The sequence below is a fragment of the Kitasatospora setae KM-6054 genome (assembly GCF_000269985.1).
In the GTDB taxonomy this organism is placed as follows: Bacteria; Actinomycetota; Actinomycetes; order Streptomycetales; family Streptomycetaceae; genus Kitasatospora; species Kitasatospora setae.
On record NC_016109.1, the window covers coordinates 4911373 to 4928827 of the forward strand.

At 72.4% G+C, this 17455-nt stretch carries 19 protein-coding genes; 12 read left to right on the plus strand and 7 right to left on the minus strand.

Annotated elements, in window-relative coordinates:
- Nucleotides 1–190 precede the first annotated feature (190 nt).
- A complete protein-coding gene (locus tag KSE_RS21895; protein WP_014137524.1) occupies nt 191–1654 on the plus strand; it encodes an NCS2 family permease in 1464 nt (487 codons plus the stop codon).
- Between the two features lie 61 nt (nt 1655–1715).
- Here the strand turns inward: KSE_RS21895 and KSE_RS21900 are convergent, their stop codons facing one another.
- Both KSE_RS21900 and KSE_RS21905 read right to left on the minus strand, forming a co-directional pair.
- A complete protein-coding gene (locus tag KSE_RS21900; protein WP_014137525.1) occupies nt 1716–2225 on the minus strand; it encodes an NUDIX domain-containing protein in 510 nt (169 codons plus the stop codon).
- A gap of 29 nt (nt 2226–2254) precedes the next feature.
- The gene (locus tag KSE_RS21905) at nt 2255–3607 is read right to left on the minus strand and encodes a tetratricopeptide repeat protein (protein ID WP_014137526.1); all 1353 of its coding nucleotides are present in this window, start codon (nt 3605–3607) and stop codon (nt 2255–2257) included.
- Between the two features lie 187 nt (nt 3608–3794).
- Here KSE_RS21905 and KSE_RS21910 point away from each other — a divergent pair, with 187 nt between their 5' ends.
- The 6 genes from KSE_RS21910 (at nt 3795) to KSE_RS21930 (ending at nt 7422) form a co-directional block, all read left to right on the plus strand.
- Entirely contained in the window at nt 3795–4019 is a 225-nt protein-coding gene (locus tag KSE_RS21910; protein WP_014137527.1) for a hypothetical protein, read from the plus strand.
- Between the two features lie 130 nt (nt 4020–4149).
- Entirely contained in the window at nt 4150–4308 is a 159-nt protein-coding gene (locus KSE_RS42950; RefSeq protein ID WP_014137528.1) for a hypothetical protein, read from the plus strand.
- A 123-nt stretch (nt 4309–4431) separates the two neighbouring features.
- Nucleotides 4432–5358 (plus strand): hypothetical protein, encoded by a 927-nt coding sequence (locus KSE_RS21915; RefSeq protein ID WP_014137529.1) that lies wholly within the window; start codon nt 4432–4434, stop codon nt 5356–5358.
- Between the two features lie 36 nt (nt 5359–5394).
- Nucleotides 5395–6627 carry a tetratricopeptide repeat protein gene (locus KSE_RS38700; RefSeq protein WP_051055321.1) on the plus strand — a complete coding sequence of 411 codons (1233 nt, stop codon included), beginning with the start codon at nt 5395–5397 and terminating at the stop codon, nt 6625–6627.
- Nucleotides 6628–6805: 178 nt separating this feature from the next.
- Complete coding sequence (locus tag KSE_RS21925; RefSeq protein ID WP_014137531.1) at nt 6806–7006, plus strand: type II toxin-antitoxin system VapB family antitoxin; 201 nt, start codon at nt 6806–6808, stop codon at nt 7004–7006.
- Nucleotides 7003–7422 carry a PIN domain nuclease gene (locus KSE_RS21930; RefSeq protein WP_014137532.1) on the plus strand — a complete coding sequence of 140 codons (420 nt, stop codon included), beginning with the start codon at nt 7003–7005 and terminating at the stop codon, nt 7420–7422. Before KSE_RS21925 ends, KSE_RS21930 begins: the two co-directional genes overlap by 4 nt.
- A 210-nt stretch (nt 7423–7632) precedes the next feature.
- Here the strand turns inward: KSE_RS21930 and KSE_RS21935 are convergent, their stop codons facing one another.
- A complete protein-coding gene (locus tag KSE_RS21935; RefSeq protein WP_014137533.1) occupies nt 7633–8130 on the minus strand; it encodes a hypothetical protein in 498 nt (165 codons plus the stop codon).
- 169 nt (nt 8131–8299) lie between these two features.
- Between KSE_RS21935 and KSE_RS21940 the strand changes: the two genes are divergently transcribed.
- From KSE_RS21940 to KSE_RS21950, 3 genes are all read left to right on the plus strand, one after another.
- Nucleotides 8300–8845 (plus strand): DUF1707 and FHA domain-containing protein, encoded by a 546-nt coding sequence (locus tag KSE_RS21940; RefSeq protein WP_033257801.1) that lies wholly within the window; start codon nt 8300–8302, stop codon nt 8843–8845.
- Nucleotides 8846–8932: 87 nt separating this feature from the next.
- A complete protein-coding gene (locus KSE_RS21945; protein ID WP_014137535.1) occupies nt 8933–9367 on the plus strand; it encodes a MarR family winged helix-turn-helix transcriptional regulator in 435 nt (144 codons plus the stop codon).
- Nucleotides 9368–9828: 461 nt separating this feature from the next.
- Nucleotides 9829–11103, plus strand: coding sequence for an MFS transporter (locus KSE_RS21950; RefSeq protein WP_081539892.1), 1275 nt, complete (start codon nt 9829–9831; stop codon nt 11101–11103).
- A 23-nt stretch (nt 11104–11126) separates the two neighbouring features.
- On the opposite strand, the gene KSE_RS21955 is transcribed toward KSE_RS21950, so the two are convergent.
- On the minus strand, nt 11127–11660 hold the full coding sequence (locus tag KSE_RS21955) for a GNAT family N-acetyltransferase (protein ID WP_014137537.1): 534 nt from the start codon (nt 11658–11660) through the stop codon (nt 11127–11129).
- A gap of 51 nt (nt 11661–11711) precedes the next feature.
- On the opposite strand from KSE_RS21955, the gene thpR reads away from it, so the two are divergent.
- The gene (gene thpR, locus KSE_RS21960; RefSeq protein ID WP_014137538.1) at nt 11712–12272 is read left to right on the plus strand and encodes an RNA 2',3'-cyclic phosphodiesterase; all 561 of its coding nucleotides are present in this window, start codon (nt 11712–11714) and stop codon (nt 12270–12272) included.
- 11 nt (nt 12273–12283) lie between these two features.
- Here thpR and KSE_RS21965 read toward each other — a convergent pair whose 3' ends face one another.
- Nucleotides 12284–14050 (minus strand): glycoside hydrolase family 35 protein, encoded by a 1767-nt coding sequence (locus KSE_RS21965; protein WP_014137539.1) that lies wholly within the window; start codon nt 14048–14050, stop codon nt 12284–12286.
- Between the two features lie 582 nt (nt 14051–14632).
- Between KSE_RS21965 and KSE_RS21970 the strand changes: the two genes are divergently transcribed.
- Nucleotides 14633–15223: a TetR family transcriptional regulator gene (locus tag KSE_RS21970; protein ID WP_014137540.1), complete on the plus strand. Its 591-nt coding sequence runs from the start codon at nt 14633–14635 to the stop codon at nt 15221–15223.
- A gap of 270 nt (nt 15224–15493) precedes the next feature.
- On the opposite strand, the gene KSE_RS21975 is transcribed toward KSE_RS21970, so the two are convergent.
- Together KSE_RS21975 and KSE_RS21980 are read right to left on the minus strand one after the other, a co-directional pair.
- Entirely contained in the window at nt 15494–16150 is a 657-nt protein-coding gene (locus KSE_RS21975) for a ScbR family autoregulator-binding transcription factor (protein ID WP_014137541.1), read from the minus strand.
- Between the two features lie 190 nt (nt 16151–16340).
- Nucleotides 16341–17108: a response regulator transcription factor gene (locus KSE_RS21980; RefSeq protein WP_014137542.1), complete on the minus strand. Its 768-nt coding sequence runs from the start codon at nt 17106–17108 to the stop codon at nt 16341–16343.
- Between the last annotated feature and the right edge of the window lie 347 nt (nt 17109–17455).

Genomic DNA, 17455 nt, shown 5'->3' on the forward strand with positions numbered 1-17455 from the left:
GAGTGCAACCGGGCGGCGTCCGAGCGTGAGCGGAAATGACCGTAACGGGTGCGTTCTACGCGCGAAGATGGCGCGTGCACGACCGGTGTCTCCATACTGAAATCCCCCTTATAACCCCTCGTCATCCCCCCACCCGGACATCCCGGAATCCCCGGCCTCCCCCGGCCTCTCCCGATCGAGGACCCCCGACATGTCTCCGCAGGCCCAGTCGACCACCGCGTCGCCCGAGCCCTCCCAGAACGCGCCGCAGGCCCCGTCCGGCGCCCTGGACCGCTTCTTCAAGATCTCCGAGCGGGGTTCCACCCTGCCCCGGGAGATCCGCGGTGGTGTCGCCACCTTCTTCACGATGGCGTACATCCTGGTGCTCAACCCGATCATCCTGGCCTCGGCCACGGACATGAACGGGACCCACCTCGCCGGCGGGCAGCTGGTCACCGCGACCGCGCTCACCGCCGGCCTGACCACCCTGCTGATGGGCGTCATCGGCAACGTCCCGATCGGCCTCGCCGCGGGCCTGGGCGTCAACACCATCGTCGCGCTCCAGCTCGCCCCCCAGATGACCTGGCCGGACGCCATGGGCATGGTCGTCCTGGCCGGCATCGCGATCATGCTGCTGGTCGCCACCGGCCTGCGCGAGCGCGTCATGAACGCCGTCCCGCTCGGCCTGCGCAAGGCCATCGCGATCGGCATCGGCCTGTTCATCACCCTGGTCGGCCTGGTCGACTCCGGCTTCGTCACCCGCATCCCGGACGCCGCCCACACCACCGTCCCGCTCCAGCTCGGCATCGGCGGCCACCTGCACGGCTGGCCCGTGCTGATCTTCATCCTCGGTCTGCTGCTCACCATGGCCCTGGTCATCCGCAAGGTGCCCGGCGCCATCCTGATCTCCATCGCCGTGATGACCGCCGCCGCGGTGATCATCCAGGAGTTCGCCGACCTCTCCGCCGAGACCTGGGGCCTCACCGTCCCGGCCTGGCCCGGCAACCCGGTCGCCACCCCCGACTTCGGCCTGGTCGGCCACTTCAGCCTGTTCGGCGGCTTCCAGCACGTCAGCGTCCTGACCGGCATCCTGTTCGTCTTCACCGTGCTGATGAGCTGCTTCTTCGACGCGATGGGCACCATCCTCGGCGTCGCCGACGAAGCCCACCTGCTCGACGAGAAGGGCGACCTCCCCGGCATCAACAAGGTCCTGATGGTCGACGGCATCGCCACCGCCGCCGGCGGCGCGACCTCCGCCTCCGCCAACACCTGCTTCGTCGAATCCACCGCCGGCGTCGGCGAGGGCGCCCGCACCGGCTTCGCCTCCCTCGTCACCGGCGCGCTCTTCCTGCTCGCCCTCTTCCTCACCCCCCTCGCGACCATGGTCCCCGCCCAGGCCGCCACCCCCGCCCTGGTCACCGTCGGCTTCCTGATCCTGGCGAACTCCATCAAGGAGATCGACTGGTCCGACTACACCATCGCGATGCCCGCCTTCATCACCATCGTGATGATGCCGTTCACCTACTCCATCACCAACGGCATCGGCTTCGGCTTCATCACCTTCTGCCTCCTCCGCGTCGTCGCCGGCCGCGCCCGCACCGTCCCGATCGCGCTGTACGGCGTCGCCGCCGTCTTCGCCTTCTACTACCTGATGCCGGCCCTCGGCCTGCTCTGACCTGTTCGCCGCTCCGGCCCCGCACTCCTCCGAGGAGTGCGGGGCCGTCTGCGTCGAGCCGTCAGGATCCGGCCGGCCACGAGTCGAGCGAGACGCCGCCGGCGCCGTCGCGGAGGTAGCTGTCGAGGGCCGTCCCCGTGGTGGAGACGAACTCCTGGGGAAGCGCCTCGGTACTCACCCAGGCGACCTCGGAGTGCTTCCCGGGCTCGCCGTTGCGGAGGGCGCCTGACCACTCGTGGGCGGCGAACACCACGGTCAGGAAGCCGTTGGGGGCCTCGACACCCCGGGCTCCGTGGATGACGTGCACCAGGTTCAGGGCGTCGGGCGACACGACGAGTCCGGTCTCCTCGGCGAGTTCGCGCGCGGCGGTCCGGGTGATCGGCTCGCCCGGCTCGTTCTTGCCGACGGGGAGGTCCCACATGCCCTGGGCGAACTTGGCCTTCGGGCCGCGCCGGAGGAGGACCACTCGCCGGGCCTCGCGGTCGTGGACGATCACCGCGGCGACCAGCAGGGTCATCGACTCCGTGGCGGGCTTGAGCGCGACGGGCTGATCGGTGCTTGTCTGTGCCACGGGTTCGGTTCCTTCCGGCGGTGGGGCTGTCAGGTCAGTGCCTCGCGTGCTCGGCGTTCCAGGTCGCTGGCCCCTGGGACTCCGCGACTACGGTAGATCGCCAACTGCGGCCGGATCGAGCTGATCGCCTTTCTCGTCCGGTCGGAGGTCATCCCCTCCATGAGGTCGAGCGCGCGGCTCCAGGTGCCCACCGCCTCGTCGGCTCGGGCTTGGGCAGCCAAGCTGTCCCCGAGGTCGGCGTAGGTGAGGGCGTGGACCCGCTTGTACTTCTCGGAGTCCCAACGGATCAGCGCCGCCCGGTGCTGCTGCTCGGTGCCCGCGTGGTCGTCGAGGTCGGTGAGGGTCCGGGCGGTGTGGCTGGCGACGGTGCCGGCGGCCGGGCCGCTCACGAGGGAGAAGCTCGGCTGCGGGTCGTCGTGCCGGGTGAGGGCGTCCTCTGCGGCCAACAGTGCGCGGGCTGCGGACGGCTTGTCGCGTGTGGCCGCGAACGCCCTCGCGTGGGTGATGTGGAGCAGGGCCTCGGTCTGCCCGTCCACGCGCCCGACGCTTCGCCGGAGGGCGTTCTCGATCAGCGCGAGGCAGTTGCGCGGCTGCTTGAGGCTGAGCGCCTGGTGGGCGAGCGCGCGCATCATCCAGCCTGCATGGCCGTACGGGTCGGCTTCGACGGCGAGTTGGTAGCCGAGTTGGTAGTAGCGCTGGGCAGCGCCTTCCTGCCCGAGGTCGTGATGCTTCCAACCTGCCAGGTAGGCGAGTTCGGCAACGGCCCCGAAGGCTTGCTGTCGGACGCCTTCGTTGGGGAACCGGGCACTGAGCATGGGAGCGGCCGTGTCGGCGAGATACGCGGTGACAGTGGTCAACCCGTGTCCTCCGCCGAGCCGTTCGTCTGCCGAGCTGAACACTGCCGTGATCTGTCGAACGACCTCGACCTCTTCGACACCGACCCGTGTGGCGGTGGTGCGAGTCCGCATCAGGCGTGAGATCGGCTCGGGGTCGTAGCCCAGGGGCATGGCGACACCGGCGGCCGAAAATGCCGCCATCGCAAGGAAGTTGCGGCGCTCGACATCGGCGCGGCCGAGGATGGTGGCTGCCTCGATCGGATCGTGGCTGCTGGCAAGTGATTCCGAGGGCTCGGCGAACCCGATCTCCACTGTCGTGACCGATCGTCCGACACGCCGGGAGAGAGCTTCGGCGACGTACTGGCCCACTTGCCCGGTCGGCTGCCTGCCCTTGACCCAGTGCGCCACGGCCGACTTGCTGGTCCGCAGGCTCTCGCCGTTCTCGGCGCCGATCCGTCGCACGGCAGCGGCAAGCGCCTCGTACGTCCAGCGAGTGCTTGAAATCGCTTCTCTCAGAAGGTGGTTGGGCTCGTTGCTCGGGCCCACGACCAGTCCCCCAGGTGGCGCTGTAAACCGCTTAAACCACTCTACGTGCTGGCAAGCGTACCGATTGTGCTGGTCGCCCGGTTCACTGACTGTCAAGGCGCTCAACGCAATCGGCTTCTCCGCATACCGCCAGGAGCGCTGCCAAGAGCGTCACACGGTCCTGGCCAGCTCACGTCCTGGAGGTCGCATGTCTGACAACGTTGCTGCCCAGCTCGTCGGCCGCCACACGAACGGGGAGACCGACAAGCCCCCGCCCTTCCGCCTCGTGGGGCAGGACAAGTACCGCGCGGCGGCCGAGCGGGCCGCCCGCCGACTTCCCACCCCCGAACCGGTCGTCGTGGTGGCCTACCTGATTGCCCTGCTGGTGCTGCCGGCCCTGGCGACGGTGCTGATCCTCTCCGGCCGCACCTGACCTTGCGCCCCAAGGCGCTCACGAACTCCCGGCCCTTCGGAAGGACGCTTCCGGCGGGCTGGGCCGCACCACCCTGCGCGGCTGCCCGCCCATCTCCGGACGGGCAGAGCGAATCCGATGGGAGAAGCACATGAGCGACATCAAGCAGGCCCCGGAGATCACCGCCCTGACCCGGCGGCTGGACCACTCCGTCCCGGACGGCGACTTCGCGCCGGCGGTCACCGGCCTGACCCGCGCCCTGGACCACATGGTCCCGGACGGTGACTTCGCCCCGGTCACCGAGAGCTGACCTCAACCCTGAAGTGACGCCGCCTCGTTGGCGGCTCGGCGGGTCGGCTCGGTGCACACAGCCGAGTCGGCCTGCTCCCCTCCCGATCCGTCTTCCGCACGTTCCGTCCGAGGAGAGTCCACCGTGTCGACCACGATTGCCGCCCGCGTTCCGTCCGGCTCCTTCTTCGACCTCACCCGCAGCGACCCGGAACTGACCCGACTCCGGGAAGAGGGTGCGGAGTCGGTCCTCCCGTTCGCGCTGATGGGCCGCATCCTGCGCTCGGGCACGCCCTACGCGGAGCACGCCCGCACCCTGCGCAGCGAACAGCTGACCGTCGCCGGGGCCGCCTTCGACTGGTTCGACGCCGAGTTGCCCCGTGAGATCGCCGACGACGTGAGCCTGGCGAACTACCGGATCGTGGAGCACACCGACGAGCGCCGCGCCGCGCTGACGACTGCGCTGGACCGCCTGTCGCTGGTTCACCCCGAGGGCTTCGAGCGCATGCGCGAGTTCGTTCGCGGCATGCTCTGGGTGGGCCTCAAGCCCGGTGTCTCCGCCTCCTTGCTGACCAGTTCCAGCGACCCGGCGCTCCCGTACGTCATCGTGTTCTCCGACAAGGCCCGGCACCACATCCCGCCGAACACCGTCAGCCCGCAGCCGTCACCCCTCTTCCTGGCGGAGAACCTGCTGCACGAGGGGACGCACCAGTCGATCGCCCTGCACATCCACCAGCACCAGGTCTTCGCCGACGGGTACTCCTCCGAGACCTCACCGAAGATCGAAATCGCGTGGCGGGCCGGTCAGGGCGTCGCCCGCAACCAGTCCTGGGAGATCGACCGCGCCTTCCACGCGACCTGCGTCTACAACCAGTTGCTCCGGTTCCGCCGCACCGAGCTCGACCGCGACGACCTGACCGCCGACGAGCGGGCGAGTTTCCGCAACGCCTACGACGAAGGACTGCCGGCGGCCCACTACCTCATGCGCGAACTCGAAAACCTGGCCGGGCACTTCACCCCGCACGGGGTGGACCTGCTGACCGGACTGCGCCAGCAGATCGACCAGCTGTAGTGCCAGGCTGACCGCAACCGAACGAGGGAAGGCCCAGTGCTCCAGCACCTCATCAGACAAGACGCAGACCTGCGGATGGTCCCCACCGACCGGGCCGAGCTGACCACCGCATTGAAGGGGCTTCGGGAGGAGCTGGCCACCAGCCCCGAGCCCGACCGGATTCGTGTCCTGACCCGGTGGATCGGCATCGCCGAGATGAGCCTCGGGGACTACGACGAGGCACACACGTTCCTTCGACGGTCGCTCGAACTGGCCATCACCAGCGGGAACGTCCGGGCCGTCGTCGCCACCGAACTCAACTTCGGCGACGCCCACCGCTACGCGGGCGATATCGAGACCGCGGAGACGCTCTACCGCAGCGCCCTGGACACCGCGCGGAGCCAGTGCCCGGAACTCCTCGACTACGCGCTCCAGCACTTCGGCAAGCACCTCATGGAGCGCGGCGACCTCACCGGCGCCCGTACACATCTGCAAGAGGCGCTGCGGCTGCGGATCGCCAAGGGGAACACCGAACTGGTCGAGTCCACGCAAGCCGCACTCGACCGGTTGGACACCCTGATCGGCAGCACCCCCGTGTCAGCTCCGGTCGTCGCGGGACCAGGCGAGTGGAGCCGCGAGTGGACAGCCTGGCTCCAGGCCCGCACCACCGTGAGCGACCCGACCCGATGGCACGACGACCTGACGGCCGTCCGGGGTGCGGTGCAGAGCCTCGCCCTGCACCAGCGGGTACAGCCCCGCCACCTGTGGGACCAGCCCTTCCCCACCGAACTGGTCGCCGCCATGGCTGCGGAAGCCGAGAAGGCCCTCGCCGCCGACGGCTACCGGCACAACGGAAAGCGCAACGCGGCCGTCTGCGACGCCGCGAACCACTTCGCCGCCCAGGTCGACCTGGCCGCGATCGTGGCCCGGTCCACCGGCCTGGACGTCGAGCAACCGCACACCGGCGTCTACATCGGCTACACGGAAGGACAGTCCCTCGACTTCCACGTGGACGAAGCCGGATTCGGCGAAGCCAACCTGATCATCTGCCTCGCACGTACCCGCCGCACCGGGACGGCCAAAGCCAGCACCACCGTCTTCATCAGCGCCGCCGGCCACCTCGAATGCGACCTCGCAGCGGGCAGCGGCGTCGTCTTCGACGGCGCGCTCACACCGCACGGCCGGACGCCCCTCGGAGCTGGGGAGAGCATCACCCTCATCAGCCTCGGTTTCCGCGCGCGGGACCAAGCCAGACGTGTCCTTTCGGATCTTCCCCCGGTTCCGGCGTAACCCCGTCTGGCCGGCCGCCCCTCACCGAGTGCGGATATGGGCCTCGGCCTGCTCTGACCCGGGCCCGGTCAGGACGGCCCTTCCCCGCTCCGGCGGGGGAGGGCCGTCGTGCTGTTCGATATCGGATGAGAGGCGGATTTGATATCATTGGAGTCCAGTAGTCGACGGAAGGACGATCATGACGCGTACGGTCATCGACCTCGACGACGAGCTCCTCGCTGAGGCGCAGCAACTGTTCGGGACCTCCACCAAGGTCGCCACGGTGAACGCCGCCCTGCTCGAAGCCGTCAAGCTCGCCCGCCGGATAGAGTTCGCGGACGCCGTGGCCAGCGGGGAGTTCGACCTCCTCGGCGAGACCGGCGGCCAGGCGGTGGCGTGAGTAGGGAGCGCTTCCTGATCGACAAGTCGGCCCTGGCCCGGTGGGGGAAGCCGGCCGTACGGCCGGTGCTGGACGACCTCTCCCAGCGGGCCCTGCTCGCCATCAGTCCGACGGTGGAGATGGAGGTGCTGTACAGCGCCCGCACCCTGGCCGAGGCCGAGCGGCTGCGCCACCTGCTTCGGGGTTTCGACTACCTGTCGTGTCCTGATGAGGTGTGGGACCGGGCGAAGCAGGTGCAGCAGCAGGCACTGTTCCGCGGGAACCACAGGGCGCTGTCGATGGCGGACCTGCTCATCGCGGCCACGGCGGAGCGGCACGGGGTCACCGTCCTGCACTACGACGGCGACTACGACATGATCGCCGCCATCACCGGGCAGCCCGCCCGCTGGGTGGTACCGGCGGGGACGGCCGACTGAGTCCCTACCCGGGCGGCCGGGGCTGACGCCGGCGCTCGGGCTGCCCGTGATTCGGGACGCGGTGTCCCTGTTCGGTGGCCCGAACCGGCTGGAGTCGTGAGACGGTTCGGGAGTGTGGGTAGTCGTACGGCCCGAACTGACGTGGGCTGTGCGGGGGTTCGGGGGGTGGGGTGATCGTCGGGCGCGAACGCCCCTGATTCGTCAGACGGTTCAGGAGCGGCGGCCGCCGGTGCGGGTCGAGCCGGGGGGCCACAGGACGTCGACCGGCAGGCCGGCGGTTCGGGCGGTGGCGACCATGTCGGCGGTGCCGCCGGGGCCGTTGCCGGGGCGGCCGTCCCAGACGGCGAGGACTCGGTCGGCGAGCAGGAGCAGTCGGTGGTTGGCGGCGACGTACGCGGCCGGGTCGAGCCGGGCGGCGGGCAGGACCAGGACCTGCGCGGCGGCGGCCCGCAGCCGGTCGAAGGCGGCGCGTTCGGCCGAAGTGGCGTACGGGGCGGGGTAGTCGGGGCCGGGGAGGACGGCGATCAGCCGGGCGCCGTGGGCCAGGACGGCGTCCGCGAAGAGCGTGTCGGCGCCCGGGGCCAGGCAGGAGGCGCCCGTCAACTCGGCGGCGGGGTACGGGGCGAGGTAGGCGTCCAGGGCGGTGCGGACGGCGTGGCAGGTGGCCGGGGCGAGGTCCAGGTGCCCGGTCACGGCGATCACGGGCACGGCGGGGCTCCCGGGGCTGGTGGCGGATGCTGTGCCGGATCCTGCCAGGACGGCGGTGCGGCGGGCGGGAGTTGATCGGGATCGGTCCGAAAAGCGGTGCCCCGTGCCGGATTCGGGGGGCGCCGGGAGCGTGCTGGACAGTACGGACCGGCCGCCCGACAATCACGCTATGGCCGCTCAGGAGTTCAGCACCCAGCTCGCCCGCCCCTCGCAGTCCGAGCGGGACAGCGCGCTGGAGGTGCTGCGGGACGGGGTCGGCAGCGGCCGGCTCTCGCACGACACCTTCATCCGCCGGATGGAGCTGGTGCTGACCGCCCGCAGCCGCGCCGAGCTCGCCGAGGTGGTCGGCGACCTGCGCACGTACGGCCGGGTCTCCCGGCTGCTGCTGCGCGGGGTGGCGAGGGTCTCCGCGTTGCAGGTCCGGCTGCGGCAGACCTGGCAGGCCGAGCAGCTGACCAGGCTGCGGCTGCCCGACCCGGCCGTGCGGCGGCTGCGGATCGGCCGGATGACCGGCTCCGACCTCCGGCTGGGCGATTCGACGGTCTCCCGGCACCACGCCGAGCTGCGTTTCGAGGCCGGCGACTGGGTGCTGTACGACCTGGGCTCCAGCAACGGGACCTTCGTCAACGACCGCCGGGTGGCCGGCGGCACCGTGGTCCGGGCCGGCGACCGGCTGCGCTTCGGCCGGCTGGGCTTCCACCTCAGCGCCGACTGACCGGGCGGTTCCGGGGGCCGCGGGGCGGCGCCGCGCGGTGATCGAAATCAATTTTCCTTAGACTCGGTAATGACGTAGTCTAATGACATGCCCGAGATGTCCGAGGACGACCTGCTGGCGGTCAGCCAGCTGCGGTCGTCCGCGATGCGCCTGGCCCGACGGTTGCGACACCAGCGGGTCGAGGAGTCGCTGAGTCCCACCGAGATGGGGGTGCTCGGCACCCTCGCCCGCTGCGGCAAGGCGACCCCGGGCGAGCTGGCCCGCAGGGAGCACGTCCAGCCGCCGTCGATGACCAGGATCATCGCGATGTTGGAGGAGAAGGGCCTGGTGCGGCGCGAGCCGCACCAGGAGGACCGCCGGCAGGTGGTGGTCAGCAGTACGGAGCAGGCCGAGGAGATCCTCAACGAGTCCCGCCGCCGGCGCAACGCCTGGCTGGCCGGGCTCGCCGAGGGCCTCGACGAGGAGGAGTGGGAGCGGCTCAAGGCCGCCGCGCCCGTGCTCTACAAGCTGGCCAACCTGTAGCACCGACCGGCCCGACCAGGATCCACCCGACCGGGATCCGCCCCGACCCCGTCCAGCACCCGTCCCGTCCCGGGCACCCGAAGGAGAACCGCATCACCGCAGGACCCACCAGCGCCACAGAACGCGCCGCGACCGGACGAACGGTCGCGGCGCGCCGAGGGGAGACCACCTTGACACCGCCGGCCGCCCGCGCCGCCGCGATCCGCACCGCGACCATCCGCACCGACCTCCGCACCGACACCCGGCGCCCGACCACCACCCGCCTCGCGGGCGTGCGCCACGAGGAACCGCTCACCGACGAAGCGGCCGCCACCGAGACCGCGCCGACCGGCGCCCCCGCCGCGCGGAGCCAGGCGCCCGCCCCCGCGGGCCTGCCGGGCAGCGGCGACGACGAACCCGAGCATCCCACCGCGGCGGAGACCCCCGCCGCTTCGCCGGGCCGGTTCACCCGCCCGGGAGGGATGTTCTCGTCCCTGCGCGTCCGCAACTACCGGTACTACTTCGCCGGCCAGGTGGTCTCCAACACCGGCACCTGGATGCAGCGCATCGCCCAGGACTGGCTGGTGCTCAGCCTCACCGGCAGCCCGTTCGCGGTCGGCATCACCACCGCCATGCAGTTCCTGCCGATGCTGCTGCTCGGCCTCTGGGGCGGCGTCCTCGCCGACCGGCTGCCCAAGCGCCGGCTGCTGATCGCCACCCAGGGCGCGATGGGCCTGCTCGCCGCCGGCCTCGCCCTGCTCACCATCACCGGCGCGGTCACGCCCGTCGCGGTGTACCTGTTCGCGCTGCTGCTCGGCCTGGTCACGGTGGTCGACAACCCGACCCGGCAGGCGTTCGTCAGCGAGATGGTCCCCGCCAAGGACCTCGCCAACGCGGTCAGCCTGAACGCAGCCAACTTCCAGACCGCCCGCCTGGTCGGCCCCGCCGTCGCCGGCGCGCTGATCGCCGCGGTCGGCAGCGGCTGGGCGTTCGCCGTCAACGCGCTCTCCTTCGTCGCGGTCATCGGCGGCCTGCTCGCGATGCGCGGCGCCGAGCTGCGCCCGGTCGAGCGGATCGCCCGCGAGCGCGGACAGCTCCGCGAGGGCCTGCGGTACGTCCGGGAGCGCCCCGAACTGCTCTGGCCGATGGTGCTCGCCGGGTTCATCGGCACCTTCGGGTTCAACTTCCCGACCCTGCTGGCCGGCTTCGCGCACGACACCTTCCACGTCGGCGCCGGCGCGTACGGCCTGCTCAACACCGCGATGGCGGTCGGCTCGCTGACCGGCGCCCTGCTCGCCGCCCGCCGCGGCGCGCCCCGGCTGCGCCGCCTGGTGTTCGCCGCGCTGGCCTTCGGCGCGCTGGAGGTGCTGGCCGCGCTCGCGCCCGGCTACTGGACGTTCGCGCTGCTGCTCACCCTGATCGGCGTGTTCGGCCTGACCTTCAACACCTCGGTCAACTCGGCCCTCCAGCTCGGCACCGACCCGGAGATGCGCGGCCGGGTGATGGGCCTGCTGGTGCTGGTCTTCACCGGCGGCACCCCGATCGGCGCCCCGCTGGTCGGCTGGATCACGGCCGAGTACGGCCCGCGCCTCGGCCTGCTCGCCTGCGGCCTGGTCTCGGCCGCCGCGGCCGGCGTGGTCGCGCTCGTCCTCGGCCGGATCAGCGGCCTGCGGCTGCGCCTGGACCCGCACCCGGTGCGGACCCGCGGCCGGGTGTTCTCGGTGGTGCAGAAGGGCGACCTGGCGACCGCCTGCTAGCGCCGCCGGCGCCGCGCCGGGGCTCAGCCCTCGGTGGCGGGGACGGACTGCTCCAGGACCTGCCCGGGCCAGGGGCCGTCCGGCCGGTCGACGGTGAACGCGTGGGCGCGGGTGAACCCGAGCCGCTCGTACTGCTCGACCAGCCGGCCGTCCCCGCCCGCGTAGCAGTCCACCCGGAGCAGGTCGAGGCCGCGCGCGCGGGCCTCCCGGCGGGCGTCCGCGATCAGGGCCGCGCCGATGCCGGAGCCGCTGCGGGCGCGGTCGGTGACCAGCCAGTGGACGTACAGGTGGGGGCGGTCGGCGGTGTCCGCGTACGAGGGGGGCTGCTCGGACAGGACGCAGATGCCGAGCGGGGCGCCGCCGCCCGCGGGCTCGGCGATCCGGACCAGCTGCTCGCGGCAGGAGCGCTCGGCGCGGGCCACCGACTCGGGGCGCCGCGACCACGGGACGGTGCCCCACTGGCCGGTGCGGCCGCGGGCGGTCAGCCAGGCGACGGCGCCGTCGATCAGGGCGAGCAGGTCCTGGGCGGAGTCGGGTCCTCCGGTGCGGATGCGCATGGGGTCTTTCTATCCGATGGCGCCGCCCGGCCGGTAAGGCAATATGACGGGATGAGGCTCTTCGTCGCGGTGAACCCTCCGCCCCCCGCCAAGCTCGAACTCGCCGACGCCGCCGCGCCGCTGCGCGAACTGCCCGGCGCGGGCGGGCTGCGCTGGACCGAGCCCGCCGGGTGGCACCTCACCCTGGCGTTCCTCGGCGAGGTGCCGGCCGATGAAGTGCCCGCGCTGGAGCACGCGCTGGCCCGGGTCGCGGGCGGGCACCCCGCGCACCGGCTGCGGCTGGCCGGCGGCGGGACCTTCGGCGAGCGGGCGCTGTGGGCGGGCGTCGAGGGGGACGTCCGGGAGCTGCGCGAGCTGGCCGCGGCCGTCCAGCACGAGCTGGGCGCCACCGACGAGGAGCGCGGCTTCCACCCGCACCTGACCCTGGCCCGGGCCGGCACCACCCGGCGGCGCGGCGCGGGCGGCCCGGCCGACCTGCGGACGATGGCCGGCGCGCTGCGCGGGTTCCGGGGCACCGAGTGGCCGGCCGGGCGGATCCAGCTGATGCGCAGCGAGACCGGCTACGGCCCGGCCCGCTACACCGCGCTGGAGGGCTGGCCGCTCGGCACGTGAGGCCGGGCCGCTCAGCCGAGTTCGGGAGCGGCGCGGAGCTCGATCCGGGCCGGTGCGGCGGTGCCGAGCTCCAGCAGGACGAGGGAGTTGGGGCCCGGGCGGAGCAGCGGACCGGGACAGTACAGGGTGCGCTGCGGGCCGCGCGCGTCGTAGCGGCCGAGCAGGAAGCCGTTCACCCAGAGGTAGCCGTGCCCGCCCTCGGGGACGGCGAGGAAGGCGTCGCCGGCGGCGTCCAGCCGCAGGGTGCCGCGGGCCAGCGTCTCGGGCGCCGGGGCGCCCGGGCCCCAGGCGGCCGCGGGCAGCGGGTCGAGGGCGAGCGGTTCGGCCCGCCAGCCGTGCAGGTACTGCCGTTCGTGCCGGACGCCGGTGACGCCCTTGGTCTCGCCGAGCAGCGGCCCGTAGTTGACCCGGCCGAGCGATTCGACCAGCAGGCTGATCCGGGCCCCGCCGCCGGCCGCGACCGGTTCGGCGGCGACCCCGCGCTCCAGCGAGGCGACGTGCCTCCCGTCGACGCGCAGGCCGGCCCGGTCGCGCAACCCCTCGACGGTGAGCGGCAGTTCGGGGCTGAGCGCGGGCACCGAGGCGGTGTAGCGGACCAGGCCGTGCTCCAGCCCGAGCTCCTCGAACAGCGGCGGCACGGGCGACTCCACGGCGGGCCCGAACGGCAGCGCGGCGTACTCGTCGAGGAGCACCTCGCGGGCCGCCAGCACCGGCGCGGGGGAGGGGAGTTCGGGAGTGCGCCCGTCCAGGTGGCGTGCCTCGTCCGGGTGTTCGGCGGCGAACTCGGCGAGCACCTGCCGGAACGCCTCGAACTTGGCGGTGGGCAGGCCGCGTTCGTCCAGCGGGGCGTCGTAGTCGTAGGAGGTGACGGTCGGCTGGTACGGGGAGTGCGTCCAGTCGGTGGAGTTGAACGGCGGGTCGGCGTGGTTGGCGCCCGCGGAGGTGCCGAAGCTGGTGCCGCCGTGGGCCATGTACAGGTTGACCGAGCCGCCCGCCGCGAGGATCCGGCGCAGGCTGTCGGCCGCGTCGTCGGCGCCCCGGGTGTGGTGCGGGCGGCCCCACTGGTCGAACCAGCCGTTCCAGAACTCCATGCAGAACGGCGGGTCCTCGGGGCGGTGGCGGCGCAGCGCGGCGAAGCCGCGCTCCGGGTCGGAGCCGAAGTTGACGGTCGCCAGCACCCCGGGGACGGTGCCGGCCGCCAGCATGTGGTCCTCCGGCCCGTCCGAGGTGAACAGCGGCACGCTCACGCCGCGCTCGCGCAGCCCCCGGGCCAGCGCGGCCAGGTAGCCGGCGTCGCTGCCGAACGCGCCGTACTCGTTCTCCACCTGCACCATCAGCACGCTGCCGTCCGGCCGCCCCCACTGCCGCTCCACCACCTGCGGCAGCAGCACGTCGAAGAACGCCCCCACCGCCGCCAGGAACTCCGGGTCGCCGGTGCGCACCCGCCGCCCCAGCCGGGCGGTGAGCCAGCCGGGCAGCCCGCCGTTGTCCCACTCGGCGCAGATGTACGGGCCGGGGCGGACGATCGTCCACAGGCCCTGCCGCCGGGCCTCGTCCAGGAACGCGCCCAGCTCGCCGACCCGGGCGAACCGGCCCGGCGCGGGCTCGTGCAGGTTCCACGGCACGTAGGTCTCGACCGTGTTCAGCCCCATCGCCCGCACCGCCGCGAGCCGGTCGGCCCACTGCTCGGGGCGGCTGCGGAAGTAGTGCACCGCACCGGACAGGACGCGCAGCGGGCGGCCGTCCAGGCGGAAACCGGTCGAGTCGTAGGTGAGCATGCCCCTAGCCTGCCCAAACCGGCGGCCGGTAGCCGCCAGGACATGCGCGGGGCCGGTCGGCGGGCGCGGTCGGGTGCGGTCGGCGGACGCGGTCGGCGAGGGCGTGCGGCGGGGGTGGTCGGCGGGGACCTGATTTCGGGGCCGGGCGTGCGGCGGATTAGTCTCGGGGGGTGGACCCGAAGACCCGTATGCGGATCGTCACCGGCGCGTTCGTCCTGCTGCTCGCCGTGGTGATCGTCAGCGCGCTCCTGCAGAAGTAGCCGCAGCGGCCCAGCCGCTCCGCCCCACCGGCCCCGCCTGCCGACGGCGGCCTCCTCCCGCCCCTCGACGCGGGAGTTCTCCCCTCGCAGAAAACATACAGACATGTCGGTCTATGTCAGAGGAATGTCGACACTGTCAAGAAAATGTCCGGGGACATACAGGTCAAGCGTGGTATTTGCCGCCCTGTTGTGCCCTGAGTACGCTCTGGGATGTTCTGTAAAAACAGGCAGGGTTATATGGTTAGTTGGGGTTGAGCACCGGGGATCCAGGGTGCTCGTCTCCGTTCGACCCTTCGTTCGTTCCGACGAGGAGGCAGGCAGGATGCAGCCGCGCTCCAGCGCCACCCGGCAGGCACTCGTACGTGCCTCGGTGGAACTCATCGCGAACGGAGGGCTGGCCGAGGCCGGCCTCGTGAACATCTGCAAGACCGCCGGCGTGAGCCGCGGCGCGCTGTACCACCACTTCCAGTCGATCGCCGAGCTGGTCGCCGAGGTGCACGCGCAGGCGCGGGAACGGGTGCTGGCGATGATCGAGCACAGCTTCGCCGAGCGGGACGAGGCGGCGCCGGTCCGGTTCAGCGTCGCGCTCGGCCAGGCCCTGGCGGCGGACCAGTTGGTGCGCGCCGGCATGCTCGTCTCGGTCGACGGCACCGACGGGCCGCCCCGGCTGCGCGAGGAGATGCTGGAACAGCTCCACGGCCGGGTCGCCGCCGCCGACCCGGAGGCCGCCGACCAACTGCTGCTCGCGGACCTCGCGGTGGTCGTCACCGCCGGCCTGGAGTCGCTCGGCCGCACCGACGCCGCCTGGTGGGCGCCCGAGCGCGCCGAGCGGATCTGGGGCCGGGCGCTGGCCGGTTCCGCCGCGCTGGCCGGTTCGGCCGCGGTGCCGGAGGGCGCGGTGCAGCAGCCGTAGCGCGGCGGGGCCGGTGCTGCCGGGCCGGCGGTGCCGGGGCGGCGAACGGCGGTGCCCCGTACGGGCGTTGGCGACTCGGGGCCGGCGCGGTACGGGGCACGGGGTTCTCCCGGCCGGGCGGTTCGGCGGGTGCCGGGCCGCCGGGGCGGGGCGCTGCGGGCGGGGCGCTGCGGGGTGGTGTGCGCGGTGCGCGGTGCTGCGATGCGGTGGCGTCCGGTCCGGGGTCGGGGCCCGGGGTCCGGCGGTGTCGTCCCGGCGGTGCGGTGCGGGTCAGTCGACGGCGGGGGCTTCGGGGGCGGGTTCGGGCTCGGGGGCGGCGGCTTCGGGCAGCGGGGTCAGCCGCAGGTTGCAGATCATGCCGGGGTTGGCCAGGCCGGGCAGCAGCAGCCGCCACAGCGAGCCGAGGCGCTGCTGCAGGTCGGCCCGGTTGCTGTGGACCTGGGACATCACCTGCATGCCGGTGAACGCGCCGACGATCACCTCGGTGGCCTCGTCCAGGTCGAGTCCGGGGAGCGTCTCGCCCTGGGTGGCGGCCTCGCCGAGCAGTTGGCGGATGACCGCGTTGGACTGGTCGTAGGGCGAGTTGGCCGGGCGGGTGAAGGAGGTCTGCTCGACCGCGAGCCGCACGCTGGCGCGCAGCACCGGGTCGGTCTGGAGCCGGGCGGCGAAGGCGAAGGAGAGGTCGACGATCGCCTGCAGCTTGCTGGTGTGCGGGGGGAGCGTCAGGCCCTCGCGGTGCGCCTCGAAGAGGGCCACGGCGATGGCCTCCTTGGAGGGGAAGTGGTGGTAGAGAGCGCCGCGGGTCAGTCCGCTCCGGCTGAGGATCTCGTTGGTGCTGGCGGCGTCGAAGCCGCGCAGGTCGAATACCTCGGCCGCGGCTTCCAGGATCGCCCGCCGGGATCTCGTGCCGCGTTCCTGCTTCGCCATACCTGTGTCCTTGTGCTCGCTGTGCTGTGGATGCTTCCGGTGTCGAGGGAAAAAAATATGCCGACCTGTCTGCATCCTAGTGGCACGCAGGCAGGTCGGCGGAGTCCGGTGTTCCGGGCGGCGGTGCGGCCGGGGGCGTCGTCGGCCCGGCGGGGGAGGGGGCGGGGCACCGGGGTGGCGGTGCGCCGGCTCACGGACAGCCCAGCCGGAACCCCACGCCGCGGACGGTCACGATCCAGTCGCTGGACCCCAACTTGCCTCGCAGGCTGCTGACATGGGTGTCGAGGGTGCGTCCCTTGGGCGACCAGGCGTCGTCCCAGACCTGGGTCATCAGCTGCCGCCGGGAGACCACCGCGCCGGGCTGCGCCGCGAGCGCGTGCAGCAGGTCGAACTCCTTGCGGGTGAGCTCCACCCACTCGCCGTGCAGGGTCACCCGGCGGGTCGAGGCGTCGATCCGCAGCGGGCCGTGGTCGATGGTGCGGGAGGTCCGCACCGGGCGGAATCGGCGCATCACGGCCCCGATCCGGGCCAGCAGTTCGTGGAAGCCGTACGGCTTGACCATGTAGTCGTCGGCGCCGGCCTGGAGGCCGAGGACCCGGTCGAGCTCGCTGCCGCGCTCGGTGACGGCGATGATCGGGGTGTCGCTGACCGCCCGGATGCCGCCGCAGACTTCGAGGCCGTCCAGGTCGGTGAGGTCCAGGTCGAGCAGGATCAGGTCGGCCCGGTGGTGGACGCGCAGGGCCTGGCCGCCGGTGGCGACGCTCTCGGCCCGGTAGCCGCGCCGGGCCAGGTCCTGGACCAGGGCGCCGGCGGCGCGTTCCTCGTTCTGCACCACCAGGATGCGCAGCGCCCGGTGCTCGACCGGGACGTGCACTCCCGGGGCCGGGCGGTGGGTGTGCGGTGCGGTGCGGTGCCGTGCGGCGAGCGGCTCGGGCAGGCCCGTCGTCTGCAGGTTCATCTGTCCCCCTGTCTGCCAGGTGTTCGCATGGAACCCGGGCGTGCTTCGACGTTACCAAACAGACTTGTCTGGATGTCAATCGCACATCGGGTCGTCGCAGGTGGCGGCCGAGTCCGCCGGGACGCCCCGGCCTGCCGGGGGCGAGATGTGGATGCTATGCACCGATTTGGTGCGGATTGGTTGATCATGAGCGTGTTCGAGCCGTCGCCGGGCGTGTCGAGAGGGCCGCTGGGCTGCGCGGGAGGCGGGATGGCGAGGTGGCGGGCCGAGGAAAAACATTACGGCGAAACTGTTTTTACTTGTGTTACCCGACAGGTCGGTCTGTATCTTATGGCTGAGCGGGGGCT